Source organism: Desulfosporosinus meridiei DSM 13257 (assembly GCF_000231385.2).
Classification (GTDB): domain Bacteria; phylum Bacillota; class Desulfitobacteriia; order Desulfitobacteriales; family Desulfitobacteriaceae; genus Desulfosporosinus; species Desulfosporosinus meridiei.
Genome location: NC_018515.1, coordinates 526,385 through 543,432, shown reverse-complemented (window position 1 = coordinate 543,432; position 17,048 = coordinate 526,385). Strand labels below are relative to the sequence as shown.

General features: G+C 44.8%; 15 protein-coding genes, 1 pseudogene and 1 riboswitch. Of the genes and pseudogenes, 1 reads left to right on the top strand and 15 read right to left on the bottom strand.

The features are described from left to right. Positions 1 to 54 precede the first annotated feature (54 nt). The 5 genes and pseudogenes from DESMER_RS02510 to DESMER_RS23860 form a co-directional block, all read right to left on the bottom strand. The gene (locus DESMER_RS02510) at positions 55 to 930 is read right to left on the bottom strand and encodes a TIGR03943 family putative permease subunit (RefSeq protein WP_014901490.1); all 876 of its coding nucleotides are present in this window, start codon (positions 928 to 930) and stop codon (positions 55 to 57) included. A 1-nt stretch (position 931) separates the two neighbouring features. After that, positions 932 to 2,506 (bottom strand): permease, encoded by a 1,575-nt coding sequence (locus DESMER_RS02505; protein WP_014901489.1) that lies wholly within the window; start codon positions 2,504 to 2,506, stop codon positions 932 to 934. A 4-nt stretch (positions 2,507 to 2,510) separates the two neighbouring features. After that, positions 2,511 to 3,512 (bottom strand): CobW family GTP-binding protein, encoded by a 1,002-nt coding sequence (locus tag DESMER_RS02500; RefSeq protein WP_014901488.1) that lies wholly within the window; start codon positions 3,510 to 3,512, stop codon positions 2,511 to 2,513. A 191-nt stretch (positions 3,513 to 3,703) separates the two neighbouring features. Then, positions 3,704 to 3,857: pseudogene (locus tag DESMER_RS23455) on the bottom strand (FAD-dependent oxidoreductase); the annotation flags it as partial. Next, positions 3,826 to 4,008 (bottom strand): hypothetical protein, encoded by a 183-nt coding sequence (locus DESMER_RS23860; protein ID WP_042333298.1) that lies wholly within the window; start codon positions 4,006 to 4,008, stop codon positions 3,826 to 3,828. The pseudogene DESMER_RS23455 and the gene DESMER_RS23860, both read right to left, overlap by 32 nt. A 48-nt stretch (positions 4,009 to 4,056) precedes the next feature. On the opposite strand from DESMER_RS23860, the gene DESMER_RS24890 reads away from it, so the two are divergent. After that, positions 4,057 to 4,317, top strand: a complete 261-nt coding sequence (locus DESMER_RS24890; RefSeq protein WP_158405955.1) for a helix-turn-helix domain-containing protein — start codon at positions 4,057 to 4,059, stop codon at positions 4,315 to 4,317. A gap of 370 nt (positions 4,318 to 4,687) precedes the next feature. On the opposite strand, the gene DESMER_RS02485 is transcribed toward DESMER_RS24890, so the two are convergent. From DESMER_RS02485 to DESMER_RS02445, 10 genes are all read right to left on the bottom strand, one after another. Continuing rightward, a complete protein-coding gene (locus DESMER_RS02485) occupies positions 4,688 to 5,503 on the bottom strand; it encodes a CsxC family protein (protein ID WP_014901487.1) in 816 nt (271 codons plus the stop codon). Between the two features lie 216 nt (positions 5,504 to 5,719). After that, complete coding sequence (locus DESMER_RS02480) at positions 5,720 to 5,911, bottom strand: hypothetical protein (protein ID WP_014901486.1); 192 nt, start codon at positions 5,909 to 5,911, stop codon at positions 5,720 to 5,722. A gap of 480 nt (positions 5,912 to 6,391) precedes the next feature. Continuing rightward, entirely contained in the window at positions 6,392 to 7,042 is a 651-nt protein-coding gene (locus DESMER_RS02475; RefSeq protein WP_014901485.1) for an ABC transporter ATP-binding protein, read from the bottom strand. Between the two features lie 14 nt (positions 7,043 to 7,056). Then, complete coding sequence (locus tag DESMER_RS02470; protein ID WP_014901484.1) at positions 7,057 to 7,989, bottom strand: ATP-binding cassette domain-containing protein; 933 nt, start codon at positions 7,987 to 7,989, stop codon at positions 7,057 to 7,059. Between the two features lie 11 nt (positions 7,990 to 8,000). Continuing rightward, the gene (locus DESMER_RS02465; RefSeq protein ID WP_014901483.1) at positions 8,001 to 8,870 is read right to left on the bottom strand and encodes an ABC transporter permease; all 870 of its coding nucleotides are present in this window, start codon (positions 8,868 to 8,870) and stop codon (positions 8,001 to 8,003) included. Next, entirely contained in the window at positions 8,863 to 9,864 is a 1,002-nt protein-coding gene (locus DESMER_RS02460; RefSeq protein WP_014901482.1) for an ABC transporter permease, read from the bottom strand. The genes DESMER_RS02465 and DESMER_RS02460 overlap by 8 nt, the downstream gene beginning before the upstream one ends. A gap of 68 nt (positions 9,865 to 9,932) precedes the next feature. Continuing rightward, positions 9,933 to 11,528, bottom strand: coding sequence for an ABC transporter substrate-binding protein (locus tag DESMER_RS02455; RefSeq protein WP_014901481.1), 1,596 nt, complete (start codon positions 11,526 to 11,528; stop codon positions 9,933 to 9,935). A 234-nt stretch (positions 11,529 to 11,762) separates the two neighbouring features. Next, a riboswitch (cobalamin riboswitch) is annotated at positions 11,763 to 11,957 on the bottom strand. A gap of 243 nt (positions 11,958 to 12,200) precedes the next feature. Next, the gene (metH, locus tag DESMER_RS02450; protein ID WP_014901480.1) at positions 12,201 to 15,842 is read right to left on the bottom strand and encodes a methionine synthase; all 3,642 of its coding nucleotides are present in this window, start codon (positions 15,840 to 15,842) and stop codon (positions 12,201 to 12,203) included. A 79-nt stretch (positions 15,843 to 15,921) separates the two neighbouring features. Beyond that, on the bottom strand, positions 15,922 to 16,194 hold the full coding sequence (locus tag DESMER_RS24615; RefSeq protein WP_282433049.1) for an aromatic amino acid lyase: 273 nt from the start codon (positions 16,192 to 16,194) through the stop codon (positions 15,922 to 15,924). Beyond that, entirely contained in the window at positions 16,151 to 16,918 is a 768-nt protein-coding gene (locus DESMER_RS02445) for an aromatic amino acid ammonia-lyase (RefSeq protein WP_282433075.1), read from the bottom strand. Before DESMER_RS02445 ends, DESMER_RS24615 begins: the two co-directional genes overlap by 44 nt. Positions 16,919 to 17,048 lie beyond the last annotated feature (130 nt).

Genomic DNA, 17,048 nt, shown 5'->3' with positions numbered 1-17,048 from the left:
CAACGAGGATGAACCATAAGTATCTGCATCAACAAAGATTGCCAATAGTAAAATTCAATAGGGAGTGACATACCCTTTCACTTCTGCTGCGGGTGTAATTTTCGTCACAGAAATCTGCGGGTCGTCGTATGCCACATTGTTGTAAATGTGCTTTCCAATAAATAGGGTACCTTCAACCGTAACCCATGAATCCGTTTTCAGCTCGGCAGCCTTATCATAGCTGCAGAGCAGTCCGACAGGCGCTAAATCTGCAGTGCAGCAGGTCATCATTAGACGGGCGGACACGAATTCATCTGCTTGGAGCATTTCAGAGCCTTTGAAAACAAACCCCGTGATTAGAACCGTGTACCCTTTATATCGTTCCATATTTCCATATAGTTCGGAAATCCACACGCCAAAATCCTCATTGGCTATGGTGATTTTCTTCTTCTTGACATCCAGGCCGGGCAGGTCCGTTGAATATTCCTCTCTAGAATCCGATGGGTTATCCGGCAGCGGCGTAACGACTGGCGGGAAATCATCGGCGACAATCGATTTATCCACGGCGAGGGCAGGGCTGTTCCTCGGGGGATCCGCGGTTAGAAGACCGGTTGCGGCCTTAAAGCCGGAAAAAGCATTTCCACCGGTATATTTGCCGGACAGATCGGCAGCGCTGAGAGGGGTATGGGGGAGCAATAGCAATAAAATAGGAATTACCAAGACCAGGCAATGAGCAAAACGTACTTTGTACTGCGGGCGGAAAAGCCTACCCAGCCCAGCACATGCCCAGATTCCCATGACAATTGCCGTGAAATAGAGATAGGGCTCCATTCTGGGCGTGACGTAAGAAAGGTATTTCCCGCTGCGCACCAAAAAGAACATCAATCCCCCAAAAGCGGAATAGCAGAGGAACTCTAAGAAAATTTGCGGATTGAAGGCCCTGGCCGGCATATTACATCCCTCCCAAGCTGGAGAATAAAAAAACTATGGCAAAACATACGCTAAACGCCGTCAATAATAATTTGATGATAAAACCCTTGGTAAACCCGGAGGAAAGCATCATCACATTTTTAATGTCCATCATCGGCCCGAACACCAGGAAGCCCATGATCCCACCCATGGGGAATTGGTTGGCAAAGCTACGCGCCACAATTGCGTCGGAGGACGAACATAGGGAGAGGACAAAGGCTATAGCCATCATAATTACCATGGAAATTGCCAAGCCTGCGCCACTCTGGGCAGTGGTGAATATCCCTGTTCCCAGGGTTTGAAATAACGAGGAGATAAAGATTCCAATCACCAAATATTTGCCGACGCTGAAAAATTCAGCTTGGGAATGTCGTATAAACAGACCGACCTTGCCTTTAATCGTAGTGATGGATTCGGCGTCCTCGTAGCAGCCGCAGCTGCACATTAGCTGGTCAAGAGCCCCCCCGGATAAGACACGGCCTTTGGCTGCCCAGCCGCCAACGATAAGTCCAATGCTCACAGCGGCTGCAATCCCCAGGCACACACGACTGATCACAATCGTTATATCCCCACTGAAAGCATAATAGGTCGATAAAATGACCACCGGATTGATCACCGGCGTCGCTGTCATAAAGGTAACGGCCACGGGAAGGGGAATACCCTTGCGAACCAAACTTCGAAAAATGGGGATGGAAGCACAGTCGCAAACCGGGAGGCAGAAGCCGCCCAAGATCGCAGCCACCATGCCCAGGCCGATAGATTTAGGAAACCTGCGTTCAATGGCGTTCTGAGGGACAAAAACTTGAATCCCGGAGGATAGCAGTACTCCGATCAACAAGAAGGGAACAGCCTGCAACATTATCCCCAAAAACACGTTGATGATTGTATTGACCGGAATTTGCGCCGTCTCCAGCAAGGGCTTGAGGGCAAAGTGCAGGGCGACAATCAAGAGGAACATCTGGAAGGCTATATCGACAAGGCGCCCTTTTTTCACGAAGAGCTGTTTGTATAAATCATTATAGGACTTCATTTCGATGACCTTAACACCGGGATTTATTCCCTTCAACAGGCGTCGAATTCCCTTAAACAGCTGTGCTGAACGCACATTACGTACAACGGCGAAATCACAAGTTGAAATCTGCTCGGGCAGGGCTCCTCCCGTCCTGCCCAGCAAATTTTCGATCTCCCCCCCGTCTGCTACGTGTATGACTTTTTGAATCTTGCACAGGTTGCGCAGTGAGGCGTGCAAAAGCAAAGCCTGCAACTGGGAAAATGGAACGACCCCGTTCCATTCGATCCATAGTTCGTCAAGCTCGCGGCTTTGCAACAGGCCGCGAATTTGCTCCACGATTTGCGCCGGTTGCTGTTCCAGCATTTTTTTCGGAAAGGAGACGCTGGGGCAGTTGCCATACCGGCTTTGAAAATCCTCTTCGCCGGTTTCAAACTGAATGACTATTATCCTGACATCCCGCCAGTCCCGCCTGTTCAGCAGATGATTTAGAAACGTCGTTTTACCGGAGTCCAGAAAGCCGGTCACAACATAAACGGGTATCGCCATAACCTTACTCTCCGCCAAAGAGACTGACCAACTCTTGTTGGTTTAAATTCCGGCCAATAAAGCACAGCATATCACCACTAGCGGCAGATTTTGTGATCTTTAACTCTCCGGGGAGATATTGCAGATTCACACATCCCCTTGTACTGCGCAGGATGCCTTTAGCACGAAGGATGGTCCCTTTTGCCCCCTGCTCCATCTTCGCAATCCGGGCCTGCAGATCCTCTATACTGAAGATCCCCTTGGTTCGTATGGTAACCGTGTCAAAGATATCTTCCGCCCCATGATTATGCTTACCATCACAATGGCCCTCGTGGTGGTGATGACCGGAAGGGCAATGCTCCTCGTGAACCTGTGCGCCGTGATGCCTGCAGCTGCACCCCTGCCCGTAGCGGGAGTGCTCCCCCTGCCCATGATGCTCCTGCTCCGGATGCAAGATCTCAGCGGCAGGGATACGACTCCAGGCTTTGGCAATGATAGCCGCGTGTGGATTCAGCTCTCTCACCAGCTTAGAGGCGGAATCCACCTTGTCAGGAAACCTCTCGGTTCGACTTAACAGCACTACATCCGCATGTTTGATTTGATCTTCAAAAAACTCACCGAAGTTATCCAGATACATTTGGCAGCGCTTCACATCGGCCACTGTAATTTTGCCCTTAACCGTTGCCAAGGGCTTTATGCGGGGATCCGAGCATGCCTTTATAATGTCCGACAGTTTACCGACGCCGGATGGTTCAATCATGATTTTGTCAGGGCGGAAGCGATCCAAAAGCTCTTTAAGGGCTTTTACAAAATCCCCTGAAAGGCTGCAGCAAATGCACCCGGCATTGATTTCTTTTACTTCAACCCCACTGGATTTGAGCAGTGCGGCATCAACACTGATCTCACCGAAATCATTTTCGATGAGGACGACCTTCTCATTTCGGAAAGCCTCTTTGAGCAGTTTCTGGATCAGGGTGGTTTTTCCCGCTCCTAAGAAACCTGAGATGACGTATATTTCTGCAGCCATTGGCATCCCCCTTTAATAAGCAAATAGGTTTGTACACTAAGTATGTTTATGCACACCCAACAAGCATATGATAGGGGAGCGCCATTTTTTTCATATAAAGTGCCTAGAAAAGTATATACATTAAAACCTGAGGTAAATTCCTCTTATCCGGAATCTTTAGGATAAGAACAGGGCAGTGCAATTCTGGCCCCTTATAGTTTAGCTTTAAATCGATCATAGCGAAAGTCACTGACATCCAGAACGGGCGCTTCTCCCACAGCCATCTGAGCCAGCAGAGTCCCGACGGTAGGGAGCGATCCCAAAGCCATGCCCACTAAAAGTACAGGCCAAAATAAGCCCGGGCACCGGATATGAACCTGACACCCAATTCCCTGGCTTTGCGATAATAAACCAGGGTTGCCAGCATGGGATTGGCGGTTTCTGCCCCCATTGCCCTCTTCTGCTCTCTGGGATTCATTTCCACACTGATAAGCTTCGGTGCGCTGGTTGGCTTCATTCTGCTTAATGCGGCTTAACCTCAGGCGGCAACCTGAAATTAGCGGATTTGAGTGCTTTCACCGGATATTCGGAGAGATACCTGAATCAGAAAACCCACGAAGGATTTGGGATGAACCCAAAAAACCTTATTTGCTTAATCCGCCAGAAATCAGTCAGCAATCTGATTAATTCCATCCACATCATTAATTGCACGGATACAGCCTTGGACGCCGGATATTATAATCAGTCCCATTTTATCAAAGAATTTATGAACCTTTCGGGTTTAACGCCTACAGGTTATATCAAAAATTTGCTGGATAATAATTGACAAGAAATTGCATGTTATTGCCTGAGATACTCTTCCAGCTCCTTTCTCGAAAATCACTCCCACCCGCTCAACGGGTGGTTTGCTCTAGCCCTATAATTATACTCAGACATTGTTGCGCCACCAACGATACCGACAGTAAGATCGCTACAAAGTTGATTGCCATGGACAGGACGATGTTGAATTTGTTCGCTTCCCATACCGCACATTGCCACGCCTACATTGGCAATTTTAAGCGCAGGCGCGTCGTTGACACCGGACTGCGGGTTCTTGTGGACCCGCGGTTTTTTAAATAAATAGGGGCTGATGCTTACGAACTCTGTTCGTTTTGCAACAGCCCCATTATTAGAGTTTTAAAACCTGCTGTGATTAGCTAATCGCATATCGGTGTAGGAATTGCTGCTGGGAAGGTTAACAGCACTTGAACCAAAATAGTCATTTTTTCTTGAATTTTTGTGAATTGCCCTTCTTCAAAGGGTCCTCCCTGTAATGCCACCCGGTCGAGTGCTTCATCCATTTCATTGATTTGACTGAATAAAAGTGAAACTGTCGGTAATGTGTTCAGGAACTCAGTGCTGATTTGGTTAAACTCAGTTAAATCACCACAGATTAGCTTATCTTTGGGGGCAAACCCTGTAGGAAGCGTTGTGGTGCTTAAAAACTCATATTCTAGCTGTTGCCCAAAATGAGTCGGCGGTACTATAATTGTAGGACCGAGGTTAAGAACACACGACCAGGGCACATCAACGACAAAATCATTAATGGTACCTTGAACCGTTGTTGCAGTTTGAGCGGTTGCTTGGCAAAATTGAATGTCTTTGCGCACAAAGCCGGCTAAAAACAATTTGGGAGTATCTCGTGGCACACCAGCTACTGGAGGTGGAGAATTGAAGAAACGGCTTTGAGTTATTTTAAGGCGCTTTTTAATATTTTTTATTTCTAGTGCTCTTACCGGTAAGGTAATAATTGCTTCGGAAGCGATTGATGCAGTTACTAAGACCGTAGTAGGCGTTGGTTGAACCACTTGCAGAGGGGTGCACGTCGGAAGGCTTGAAGTGCTTGGGATAACCGGATTGGGGGTAACCGGCACGGGTGGTTGAGGACATACCGGAGTTGGAGTTTGAATCGCCCAACCGGGGACAAATGTTGATGTTGGACAGCACTGTGAACATTGATAAACATTACTCAATTTTACATCTTCCTTTCATATTTGCATATATTTTCCATGTGATCACATAACATTCTATGTACAACTAGCAATTTTGGTGAGGACATACAAATTTGGAACTACATAAATTAGGAAGTAGGTTTGAAGCAAAGGTCATTTAAAATATAAACCATAAAAAAGAGCCTGATGAGGCTCTTTTTTATATATTTCATATAAGATTGTGACAAAATTCTATTTTCAATGGAGGCAACCTCCTCGCTCGCTGCCATAAGCTTTTATCGCTCTCCCGACCAGTTCCGTGCCCCGCACCTCACCCAGTTCACGAAGGACCTCTTTCGTCATATGGCAAAATAACGAAGCCATCATTTTTCCCATTTGCCGGACTTGTACAGCAGCCTCTGCCCTCTTTATGACATCCTCTTCCGCCACAAATCTCTCCTCCTCTACCCTGCTTTTTATCTGCGAATGTGTCCCAGCCTCATTCCAAGAACTTTTCCTCATCAATATCCCTTTGTGGGTTTAATACTTCAGCGTCCATATCAAAATTCCACATCCAGTCTGTATATACCTTCCAATTTATAAAAACCAATATAGCTCGCCTTTAAACAAATATTATTTAACAAAGACACGAGGGACGGTTCTCCGTGTCTTTCCCAATGGTTTGTGGCTTTTTCTCTATCTAGAAACCTCACGAATCTCTAGAAGTTACCCGAAGTACTTTATTCAAAAATGGGAGTCACGAGTGGGCTCCCTTTATCCTTCGTTAAGACCTTCGATTTGGGGGGTCTTTTCTTATTCCAGCGTTCGCTCCTTTTCGAAATGTTAGTGCTACGAGTACCATCTATAGTCGCGGATCAACTGGTTCGTTTTCTATTATCTGATAAAATGGCCGGCCATAATGATTTTATGTTAAGCGCCACCGGACTGGATAGCACTGTTAGCCATTTCGCCATCTCTCATATTTTCTATGTCAAGGCACCGAGTTGCAATACGATCCATCAAGGCATTGCTATGAGTGACCACTATCAGACCAATACCCCTTTGCTGAACCTCCTCCAACAAAAAAGTCCAGATTTGACTTTGTGTAATAAGATCGAGCATAGTGCTAATTTCATCTGCAACAATAAACTCGGTCTTCTTCCCCAACGCTCTGGCGATGCAAAAACGCTGCATCTCACCGCCCGACAACTCCGCAGGATAGCGGTTGTACCAATCCCGTTCTATACCCAAACCGTCAAGCACTCTGTCTTCTACCTTGTCCCCGGCTTCAATAACGCTCTTCATACGCAATCGTGGGTTAACTGATTTCTCCGGATGCTGCCAAATCATTTGTATAGGGTTGTAACCCTTTATTTGGTGGACATCCTTGCCGTCCAACAGCACTTTACCGCTATGGGGCTTGATATATCCAGCAATGATCTTGCATAATGTAGTTTTACCAAAACCACTGGGCGCAGTAATCCCCACTCGTTCATCAATGCCAATCTTCATGTTCAAATTGTTGATTATTGTTACATCCTGTTTATAGCCAAAACTTATATTTTTTATTTCTAAAGCCATATCAATTATCTCCTTTATGTTGCCTTAATGCAACGCACCCTGCCATTTCTTACCATCTTCATTGGCATGTCGCTGTCGCACTCCTTGGAAAATTCACCGCATCTAGGGCTATAAGGACAGCCCTTGATCCTTTCTTTTGCATAAGGCTGCGTACCAGGTGATGGCTTGAAACCGTTCTGAGGAAGGGCGCGCCACAAGGCCTGCGTATATGGATGACGCAGCTTTTCCATACTTGTAAAGTCGCTTACCAGCGCCTCCTCCAGGGTTGTCCCCGCATAGAATACGGCAATCCTGTCAGCTACCTCCAAGGATAGCTCTATATCATGGGTTATCAGTAATACGCCATGTCCTTCGTTGGCAAAATTACGAAAATGCTGCATCGCTTTCTTGGCAGCGTCCAAATGCAGGCCCGGAGTAGGCTCATCTGCTATTATCAGCGTCGGGCTATCTATCAGCGATGCCGCTAATAATACACGCCTAGCCATGCCGCCGGAAAGTTCAAAAGGATATAGTTGTTCTGTCTTTTCCTCTAAACCATAATATTTAAATAGTTCTTTCTGCCGACTGAAAACGCTCTTTTCCTCACGCTCTCTGCGCACCTGTCTTCCTACCTTTTCCAAAGGATCCAAATAGGTTACACTTTGCGGCACAAGCACGATATCTTTCCCTCTTACCTCTTCTAGGCGCTTCCCATCCATAAGCTCCCCTTTAAAATATATAAACCCGAATGCGTTGCAGTTAGACGGCAGCAGTCCCAAAACAGCATGAGCAAGCAGGCTTTTGCCTGACCCGCTTGATCCGACAACTGCCACCACTTCTCCGGGATCTATCCTAACGTTAAGGTTATGTATAACTTCAAGCTCGCTTCTTTGAAAAGCCTTTTCATACTGCATGAAAGAAATTGTTAAATCCTTGATATCTAAAATGGGCTGAACATTTTTTTGCATAATCACTACCCCTATTCTTGTGCACTGTGTGGATCTATCATTTTCTTAACACAATCACCCATCAGATCAAAAAGAATGACCGTAAACAGGAGTGCAATACCGGGAAACACAGCCAGCCACCACATACCCATCGTGACATATTTCATGCTTTCCGATAATATGACTCCGATGCCAGGCTGCTCCGGCGTCAGACCAAAGCCCAGAAAAGTAACGCTTGCCTCATGCAGGATAGCATGTGGAAACAGCAAGACCAGCCCCACCAGAACCTGAGGAAGGATGTGCGGCAGCATTTCCTTCACCGCCACTTTTACTTTGCTATGCCCTAGCTTTTCGCTGATTTTAATATAGTTTTCTTCTTTTAGCTGCATTACTTCCCCTCTGATTACTCGTGTGAGGGATGGCCAGTGTGTTACTATTACGGCAAACATTACTCCGGCCGCACCTTTCCCCACAGCAACACAGATCAGTATGAGCAATAGAATATGCGGCAGCCCCATGGATGTATTTACCAGAAAATTTATTAACGAATCCATACGTTTACCAAATGTAGCCGTCATAAAACCCAGCATCAGTGCAATAATTGCACTCAGCGTGGAAGCCACCAAGCCTATTATGATACTAATAGACAGCCCTTTCAATGTTCTGGCAAGCATATCTCTGCCTAGCCAATCCGTACCGAAAGGGTGTTCGATGCACGGCGTAATATTACTCTCCATAAAAGAGCCATTTACTGCTTTATCAGTGCATAGATAACCGGCTACGAGGATAGCAACAAAAATCCCTATGGATAATACCAACAAGATAATAGTCTTCTGTCGTTGGTTGATACGACTTTTCTTAGCGCTAGACAAAACCGGCTTAACCATTATTGGGTTATCCATGCACACCCCTCCTGATTCTCGGATCCACAATTCCGTATAATACGTTGGCTGTCATGTTTCCGGCAAACACCATAATCGCCGTAACCATTACTATACCTAACAACAGTGGGGCGTCGCCGCGCAGTCCGGCTGATACTGCCGACTGTCCCAGGCCCGGATATGAAAACACTTGTTCTACAAGCACCGAACCGCCGATAATCTCACTGAAAGAAGCAAATTGCAGTGTAATCGCGGGCAGAAGGACATTACGCAAGCCGTGGTTCTTTACAATCGCTGGAAGATTCTCTCCGCGGGATCTTGCATATAAAATATAGTCCTGTCCCATTATTTCAATCATTTTTTCTCTTGTATGCAAAGTAATGTTCGCTATGCCAATGACGCTCAGGGTTACTGCAGGTAAAATCAAGTGTCGGATTGAATCAGCAAAGGTAACATTCTCAGCTAATACCCCGATAGGAACACTCAGTCCAATGGGAAATATCTTTAACCAAACTGAAAAAATGATCAACATCAGCATGGCCAGCCAAAAGGTTGGCGCACTGGCAAGCAAAAGCGAATATCCTTTGATCAATTTGTCCAAAACCCTGTCTCGAAACACGCCTGCTAAGACTCCGAGAAAAAAACCCAGTACGCCGGATAAAGCCCATGCTGTCAACATCAGCATAAGAGAACTGGCTATCTTAGCACCAATAACTTGTTCAACTGGTTGATGGTATATTAAGGATACACCCAAATCGCCGTGCAATAATCCTCCCACCCAATTTAAATAACGTGGGAAGAATGGTTCGTTCATGCCAAAATAATCCTGAAGGCGTTGCAATTCGACCAGATCCAGATTGTCTTTGCCTTGATGTCCCACATAAGCTGCCACGGGATCAATCGGGGATGCATCAATTAAGGCAAAGGAAATGAAGCTTACGGCTAAAAGCACCAGCACCAGTTTCCAGAGAGTATTGAGACTCCTGACAATGGGATTGCCCAATGTACCGCTCATAAAATCACCTCTTTTTCATGATACAAGCCCGACCTATCGGGCGGGCTTGCTCATATTGTTCCGTTAAATTAATCCCAGGACCATCTGTTAACGTTGTCGCAAATAAACCAGCCGGTATCATGAGGGATAATTTGTTCTTTTACGACATTTAATCCTTCTTTAGCAAAATAGATTGCATCTACTGTAACTATAAAGACGAAGGGGCAATCGCCGATAGTAGCATAGCCAGTGGTGCCATCCCAGGCTGCAAGCTTAAAATTCTTATAAGTTTCTTCAACGGTTTTAGCCGCCAGACCGTCGTTCATGTGCTTATCTACAGCTTTGTTTGAATAGACAGCACGGTTCTTGCCGGTATAAAATCTGCCGATGTCGCTTATAGGTGAATATGCTCCTCCGCCAATCAAATTAGGGGCGGAATAGGTCAATGGATCGATTTCTTCCCATGGCATGCCACCTTTAATATTAATTCTGATTCCAAACTTATCCAACATTTCTTTAACAGCCATTAGAATACTTTGGCGAGTGGCTTCAGCCATGCAGGTTACTGTGACTTCGGCAACAAGACCATTCTTTTCATATATGCCGTCCTTATTCTTGACCCAGCCATCGGCCTCCATGATAGATTTTGCCTTTTCAGGATTATACTCTACTTTAACAGCCTCATTCTCCCAGGGCAGGCCCGGGCTGGCGCTGTACGCCGGAGTTGCGTAGCCATTAAAAACAATATCTGCTATTTTTTGTCTGTCTATGGCATAGGACATAGCTTGGCGCACCGCCAGATTGCTGGTAACATCGTTACCCCCTTTAACTTCTTTGTCACCGTTTATTGTTTTAACCATATTTCCCGCAGGTATCACCGGCAAATTCAACTCTCTGTGATCAGTGGTTGTGAAATCTACGATTTCATATCCCGGAATCGGAGTTTTCGTGAAAGAAGCACTGGAATAAGCAATGTCTACCTGTCCAGCCTTAGCTGCTGCGTACGCCGCTTCCTCGGTCATAAACACAACTGTCAACTGCTTCATTTTTGATACTTTGCCATAATAGTCAGGGTTAGCTTCAAAAATTACCTGCTCGCCTTTATCCCACTGTTTGAGCATAAAAGGTCCGGAGCCGATAGGATTTGTTCCGTAGGCAGAATTGTATGCGTGTTCAGGCACAATACCCAGACACGCCACAATATATATGAATGGTGAATAGGGTTTATTTAGGGTTAATTTCACCGTAGTGTCATCAATAGCCTCAGCCTTTTCAAACATAGAAAGGTCTCGCGAGGATACGGTTTTCTTAGCGGTATTAAAAGTAAAGGCAACGTCCTTTGCTGTGAGTGCGACGCCGTCAGTGAATTTCACATCGGGACGTATCTTAAATGTCCAGACCAATCCATCATCAGAGACGGAATATTCTGTAGCAAGGTCGCACGCAATAGAAACGTCATCTTGGACATTTACCAGGATACTTTGAATTAATGGATCGTTCTGACTTGATCCCCAACCTGTGATCGGGTCAAAACCTGCTGCAGGTTCGGCATCTTGCTGAATTGCGATGATGACGCTGCTTGGTTTATTTGCTGGAACCGTTGCGGTTGGGCTGGCTGCACAACCGACTAACATTGTGGTCATGGTGACCACGGTAATGAAAAATCGAAATATTTTTCTTTTCATTCATTTACCCCCAAATTTTTATTTGAATGCACAAGATGGCTACTCCCCTCGTATAGTAGATCCATCTATGTGATATCCTTAAAACTGCGACCAGCAAAGTGCAACTAGAGCTATCTTGGCTAATGATAAAAAACAAAAACCCTTTACCCCATCTAAGGTAAAAGGTTTAGCTGGTATCTGACAATAAAAGTACTCCCAAATACACTCAAACACCCCCTAACATTCCCGTAGGCAGTTCTGACCTGGAAATAAGCAGGTTTCCTGGCTTAAGTTCATCATCAGCTTACGTCTTCCCAAGAGATAGTTCCCCAGTGACATTATGTAAGTTGACTCCCTCTTACAGTGGCGGGCACCGCGTCAGCTTCCACTGACTTCCCTTTTCAATTTCTTCCCCTCAGAGAAAAAATCACTTATTCCTAATTATTCAATTACTTTGATATATAGAAAATTACTTGTACTTGCGTTTTTTACAGGTTAGCATAACCTTTTTTCTTTTTCAATAGCCTTTTCGGAATTTTAGCATTATTTTCTTTTTTGATCAATGCACACCAAACAAGCATATGATAGAGGAGCACACTTTTTTATATCGAAGATGATTACCTGTAGCGTAAAGGTCTGTATCAAACTATAAACTAAATTTTGATACAGACCTTCTCTTCCTTATTCTTTATTTTATCTCAAAATAGTACCTAACATCTTCTCGATCTCTTTAAGACCTTTCTGATTACGCCTTGCATAATCATCCAATTGCTCCTTATCGACCCTGTTGATATCAAAATAGTCGGCCTCCTCAGAAGCGAAATACAACCCACACACACTAGCAACCGGGTCCATCATATAATGTTCTGTTAACGTGACACCCGTATGCCGTTCTCCCTCTAAAAGTTGGAAAAGCTTTGTTTTCTCAGCATGATCCCTGAGACAAGGATATCCAAAGGCCGGCCTGATCCCCCTAAATGATTCTGTTAACGCTGCTATAGATTTTGTACTTTCATCAGGAGAGTATCCCCAATAATCCTTTCGCACTTGAAGATGTAATAACTCTGCGAAAGCTTCTGCTAACCGATCGGCCAGAAGTTTGACCATGATGGCTCCGTAGTCGTCCCCTTGTTCTTTGAGTTTCTCTGCATACTGCTTAGCGCCTATTCCTGTCGTCACAATAAATCCACCTAAATAATCCGTTATCCCGCTCTCCTTAGGAGCTATATAATCGGCAAGGGATCGATAGACATTCTCCTTGGAAACCGCTTGTTGCCTTAACATATTGAAGGTTGTGACCCTGCCATTATGGTAAAGTTCAAGGTCATCACCTAGAGAGTTTGCTGGAAAAATACCCAAAACGGCATTGGCTGTCAGTATGCCTTCCTGCTCTACTAAATCTAACATTTGATTAGCATCCTCAAAAAGTTTTTTAGCTTCCTCGCCGTATTTAGGATCCTTCATAATTTTCGGATACGCCATTCCCATATTCCAGGCAACAAAGAAATACGACCAATCAATATAGTTTCTTAGCTCCCTGATCGGGAAATTCTCTAAATGTTTGATTCCAATCAAGTTAGGAATCGTTATATGCTCCTTAGTCCAATCCAGTTTAAATTTCTTTGCTCGAGCTTCTTCCAGGGGTACCATCTTGCGTTCAATTTTCCCATAGTTTTCTCGTATAGCTTGGTATTCTTCCCCTAATTGGGTCAAATAGCCATCTCGCTGATTCCTATCCACCAGCTTTTTGGCAACTTCTACAGCCTTTGAAGCGTCGACGCTATACACGACTCCCTTTGAATACTTGGGTGCAATCTTTAAGGCTGTGTGAGTCTTAGAAGTTGTTGCTCCGCCAATCATCAGGGGAATATTAAACCCTTGCCGCTCCATTTCCTCTGCCACATTCGACATCTCATCTAGTGACGGCGTAATCAGCCCACTCAGAGCTATGATATCAGCCTTTTCTCTTTTAGCTGCCTGAAGTATTACTTCGCAAGAGGCCATGACTCCTAGATCAATCACTTCGAAATTATTGCAAGACAGAATGACTGAAACAATGTTTTTGCCGATATCATGGACATCCCCCTTTACAGTTGCGGCGACCACTTTTCCTGCACTGCTGCTTTCACTTCCCTTCTTCTCTGCTTCAATGTACGGTAATAATAAGCTTACCGCCTTTTTCATAACTCTGGCGCTTTTTACAACTTGAGGGAGAAACATCTTGCCATCTCCGAATAATTCTCCCACCACCTTCATTCCATCCATTAGCGGGCCCTCGATCACCATTTCTGCCCTGGCATATTGCCCTCTGACCTCTTCAACGTCTTCTTCGATAAATTCAGCGATCCCTTTGACTAACGCCTGAATTAACCGCTCCTTGGGCCCTTTTTCTCTCCAAGCCAGTTTATTCTCAACTTGATCTCCACCCGACGCTTGGTAGTTTTCTGCAAACTCTAAGAGTTTTTCGGCAGAATCCGACGTCTTATTCAGCACGACAGCTTCGACCTTTTCCAGGAGGTCCTTATCGATCTCATCATAAATCTGAATCATACTGGGGTTGACTATGGCCATATCCATCCCTGCTGCAATAGCGTGATACAAAAACACAGAGTGCATCGCTTCCCTGATGGCATTGTTCCCTCTAAAGGAGAAAGATAAATTGCTTACTCCACCACTAACCTTGGCATAAGGGAGATTTGCCTTGATCCATTTTACCGTGTTGATAAAATCCACCGCGTAATTATTATGCTCTTCAATCCCTGTGGCAATCGCCAAAATATTAGGGTCGAAAATGATATCCGTTGGGGGAAACTTCACCTTAGTGACTAATAACTCATACGCTCTTTGGCAAACTGCGATTCTCCTCTCAAACGTATCGGCCTGACCTTGCTCATCAAAAGCCATCACCACAACGCCTGCACCATAGCGTTTAATTAACGTTGCTTGCCGAAGGAATTCCGCTTCCCCAACTTTTAGGCTGATAGAATTGACGACGGCTTTTCCTTGGATGGCCTTTAACCCTACTTCTAAAACCTCAAATTTTGACGAATCAATCATCACCGGAACTCTGGCAATATCTGGCTCGCCAGCAAGAAGTTTCAGAAATATGTCCATTTCATTTACGGCATCAAGCAGACCATCGTCAAAGTTTATATCAATAATTTGCGCTCCATTTTCCACCTGTTCTTTGGCCACAAATAAGGCTGCTTCATAGTTTTTCTCTCGAATCAGTCTGGCAAACTTAGCCGATCCGGAAACATTCGTTCGTTCCCCAATATTGACAAAGTTATTTTCGTTCTTAATAACAATGGCTTCGAGACCACAGTAAACCGTCTCTTTCTCCAGTTGAGGAATTTTTCTTGGTTTAATACCCTCGACGGCTTCAGCAATCGCTTTAATGTGGGCTGGTGTTGAACCACAGCAGGCTCCGACAATATTTAAATGTCCTTGCTCTGCTAATTCCTTGACCAGCGCTGCCGTTTCTTCCGGTCGTTCCTCATACTCCCCTAGGGAGTTTGGCAGACCCGCATTGGGGTGAAAGGTTACATAACGATCTTGTGTTTTGGAAAGATATTTAATGAAGGGAATTAAATCCCGGGCTCCAAAGGAACAGTTTAATCCGATCCCAAGGATTTCTTCTCCCTTCATAGTATAGACAAACGCTTCAAGGGTTTGCCCGGATAAGATTCGACCACTCTTATCCGCTACAGTCCCGGAGATAATGATGGGCAGGGTCAAGCCTTTTTCCTTAAAGACATCTTCCGCTGCAAATATCGCTGCCCTAGCATTTAAGGAATCAAAGATGGTTTCAATCATTATCAGATCGACTCCTCCCTCGACCAGCCCCTGAATCTGTTCACCATAGGCAAGTACGAGTTCGTCAAAACTAATATTTCTGATACCTGGATTTTCGACATCCGGTGAAAGCGAGGCCGTTCGATTGGTAGGCCCCACTGAACCGGCTACAAAACGCGGTTTACTGGGCTCGGCCTTCGTAAAAAGATCTGCCGCTTCTCTTGCGAGCTTTGCCCCCTGGAGATTAAGTTCGTAGACCTTATCCTCCATACCATAATCCTTTTGAGAGATTCTAGTGGCATTAAAGGTATTAGTCTCAATAATATCCGCTCCAGCTTCCAGATAACGTTTATGGATTGCTTCAATAATCTCTGGATGAGAAATATTCAAAAGGTCATTATTCCCCTTTTGACCTTTATGACAATGACAACTTCCTATGAACTCTTGTTCATTTAAGTCATAGCCCTGAATACAGGTTCCCATTGCACCATCTAAAACAAGAATTCGTTCCTTTAAATAAGCTTCAATATTGTATCTCATGAGCTAACCCCCTAAACTAATATCTTGACTATAGCATGATAAACTTGATATAGGATAAGTCAAAAAAAACTATGGTTAGTTATAGTATCAAGCTATAACCAACCATAGTTGGTGCATCATCACAATACTTGGACATCCATTTATAAATGTTAAATAGGTTAACCAGTCTATGGGTCCTTCTTTCTGACATTTTTGCCATCATGGTCATTGCCATGCATAAAGAATCAGCTTCAATTCCCACAAATGAGCCATCAGCATTACAGCCCATCAATACCTGTCCGTCATCCTCGTCAGAAAATATTAACGGATTATCGCAACAGGAGTTCATTTCCGTAAGAACCGTTATAGGCATCTTTGATTGTCTTCTTAACTGCCCCGTGTACTTGAGGAACATTTCTTAATGACGTAGCATCCTGTACTCTGTAGGATTTGTATTGGGCAATTATCTCACTATCTTTTAAGATATTTCTAATGTTTTCAGCAGTATTTATTTGGTCTTCATGTGGTCTTACAGCTTGAATCCTTGGGTCATAAGCTTCCAGGGTTCCTTTTAATACTTCTAAAGACATGGCTGCAGAGATGTCTGCTGTTTTGGAATAATTAATTGCATCATATAACGTTAAAGCAGTTAGTGCTGTAATTGATGTCGTTCCGGAAACGAGGGATAAGCCCTCTTTGCTTGCTAAAACGATTGGTTTCATATCCGCCTTTGCAAGAGCCTTATCTCCGGGCAGTAAATTATCGTTAAACCAAGCCTTACCTAGCCCAATTAGAACGAGGCCAACGTGAGCTTCCGGCCCCAGATAGCCTACGGAACCATCTTTTGGAGCAAATGGGATAATGCCATGATTGAGAAGTCCTGCTATTTGCTCCAGAGTTTCCATCCGAACTCCGGCATAAGCTTGTCCCAGGTTTAAAAGCATCATCAAAAGTATTCCCCGCACTACTTCTTTGTCCAAAGGTTCTCCTACCGAGGCGGCATGGGACAGGAGCGTGTTTCTTTGTAAAAGCGCTGAATCTGCAGGACATACTGCTTTATTCCAATTTTCTCCCAATCCGGTTGTGACACCATAAATAATTCTGTTTTCATTTGTAAAGTTACGATTATATTCGTAAGCTGTTGAACGGACGTAGGCTTTGGTTTACAATGAACTGGAGTATATGCGCAGCACCTAACTGAGCCCCGTGGCAGTTTGCGGCAGTTGC

What these genes read in the sequence shown, in the direction of transcription:
- DESMER_RS02510 (WP_014901490.1), bottom strand. Translation starts at nt 930, where the DNA reads ATGCCGGCCAGGGCCTTCAATCCGCAAATTTTCTTAGAGTTCCTCTGC.
- DESMER_RS02505 (WP_014901489.1), bottom strand. Translation starts at nt 2,506, where the DNA reads ATGGCGATACCCGTTTATGTTGTGACCGGCTTTCTGGACTCCGGTAAA.
- DESMER_RS02500 (WP_014901488.1), bottom strand. Translation starts at nt 3,512, where the DNA reads ATGGCTGCAGAAATATACGTCATCTCAGGTTTCTTAGGAGCGGGAAAA.
- DESMER_RS23860 (WP_042333298.1), bottom strand. Translation starts at nt 4,008, where the DNA reads ATGAAGCCAACCAGCGCACCGAAGCTTATCAGTGTGGAAATGAATCCC.
- DESMER_RS02475 (WP_014901485.1), bottom strand. Translation starts at nt 7,042, where the DNA reads ATGGCTTTAGAAATAAAAAATATAAGTTTTGGCTATAAACAGGATGTA.
- DESMER_RS02470 (WP_014901484.1), bottom strand. Translation starts at nt 7,989, where the DNA reads ATGCAAAAAAATGTTCAGCCCATTTTAGATATCAAGGATTTAACAATT.
- DESMER_RS02465 (WP_014901483.1), bottom strand. Translation starts at nt 8,870, where the DNA reads ATGGATAACCCAATAATGGTTAAGCCGGTTTTGTCTAGCGCTAAGAAA.
- DESMER_RS02460 (WP_014901482.1), bottom strand. Translation starts at nt 9,864, where the DNA reads ATGAGCGGTACATTGGGCAATCCCATTGTCAGGAGTCTCAATACTCTC.
- DESMER_RS02455 (WP_014901481.1), bottom strand. Translation starts at nt 11,528, where the DNA reads ATGAAAAGAAAAATATTTCGATTTTTCATTACCGTGGTCACCATGACC.
- metH (WP_014901480.1), bottom strand. Translation starts at nt 15,842, where the DNA reads ATGAGATACAATATTGAAGCTTATTTAAAGGAACGAATTCTTGTTTTA.
- DESMER_RS24615 (WP_282433049.1), bottom strand. Translation starts at nt 16,194, where the DNA reads ATGCCTATAACGGTTCTTACGGAAATGAACTCCTGTTGCGATAATCCG.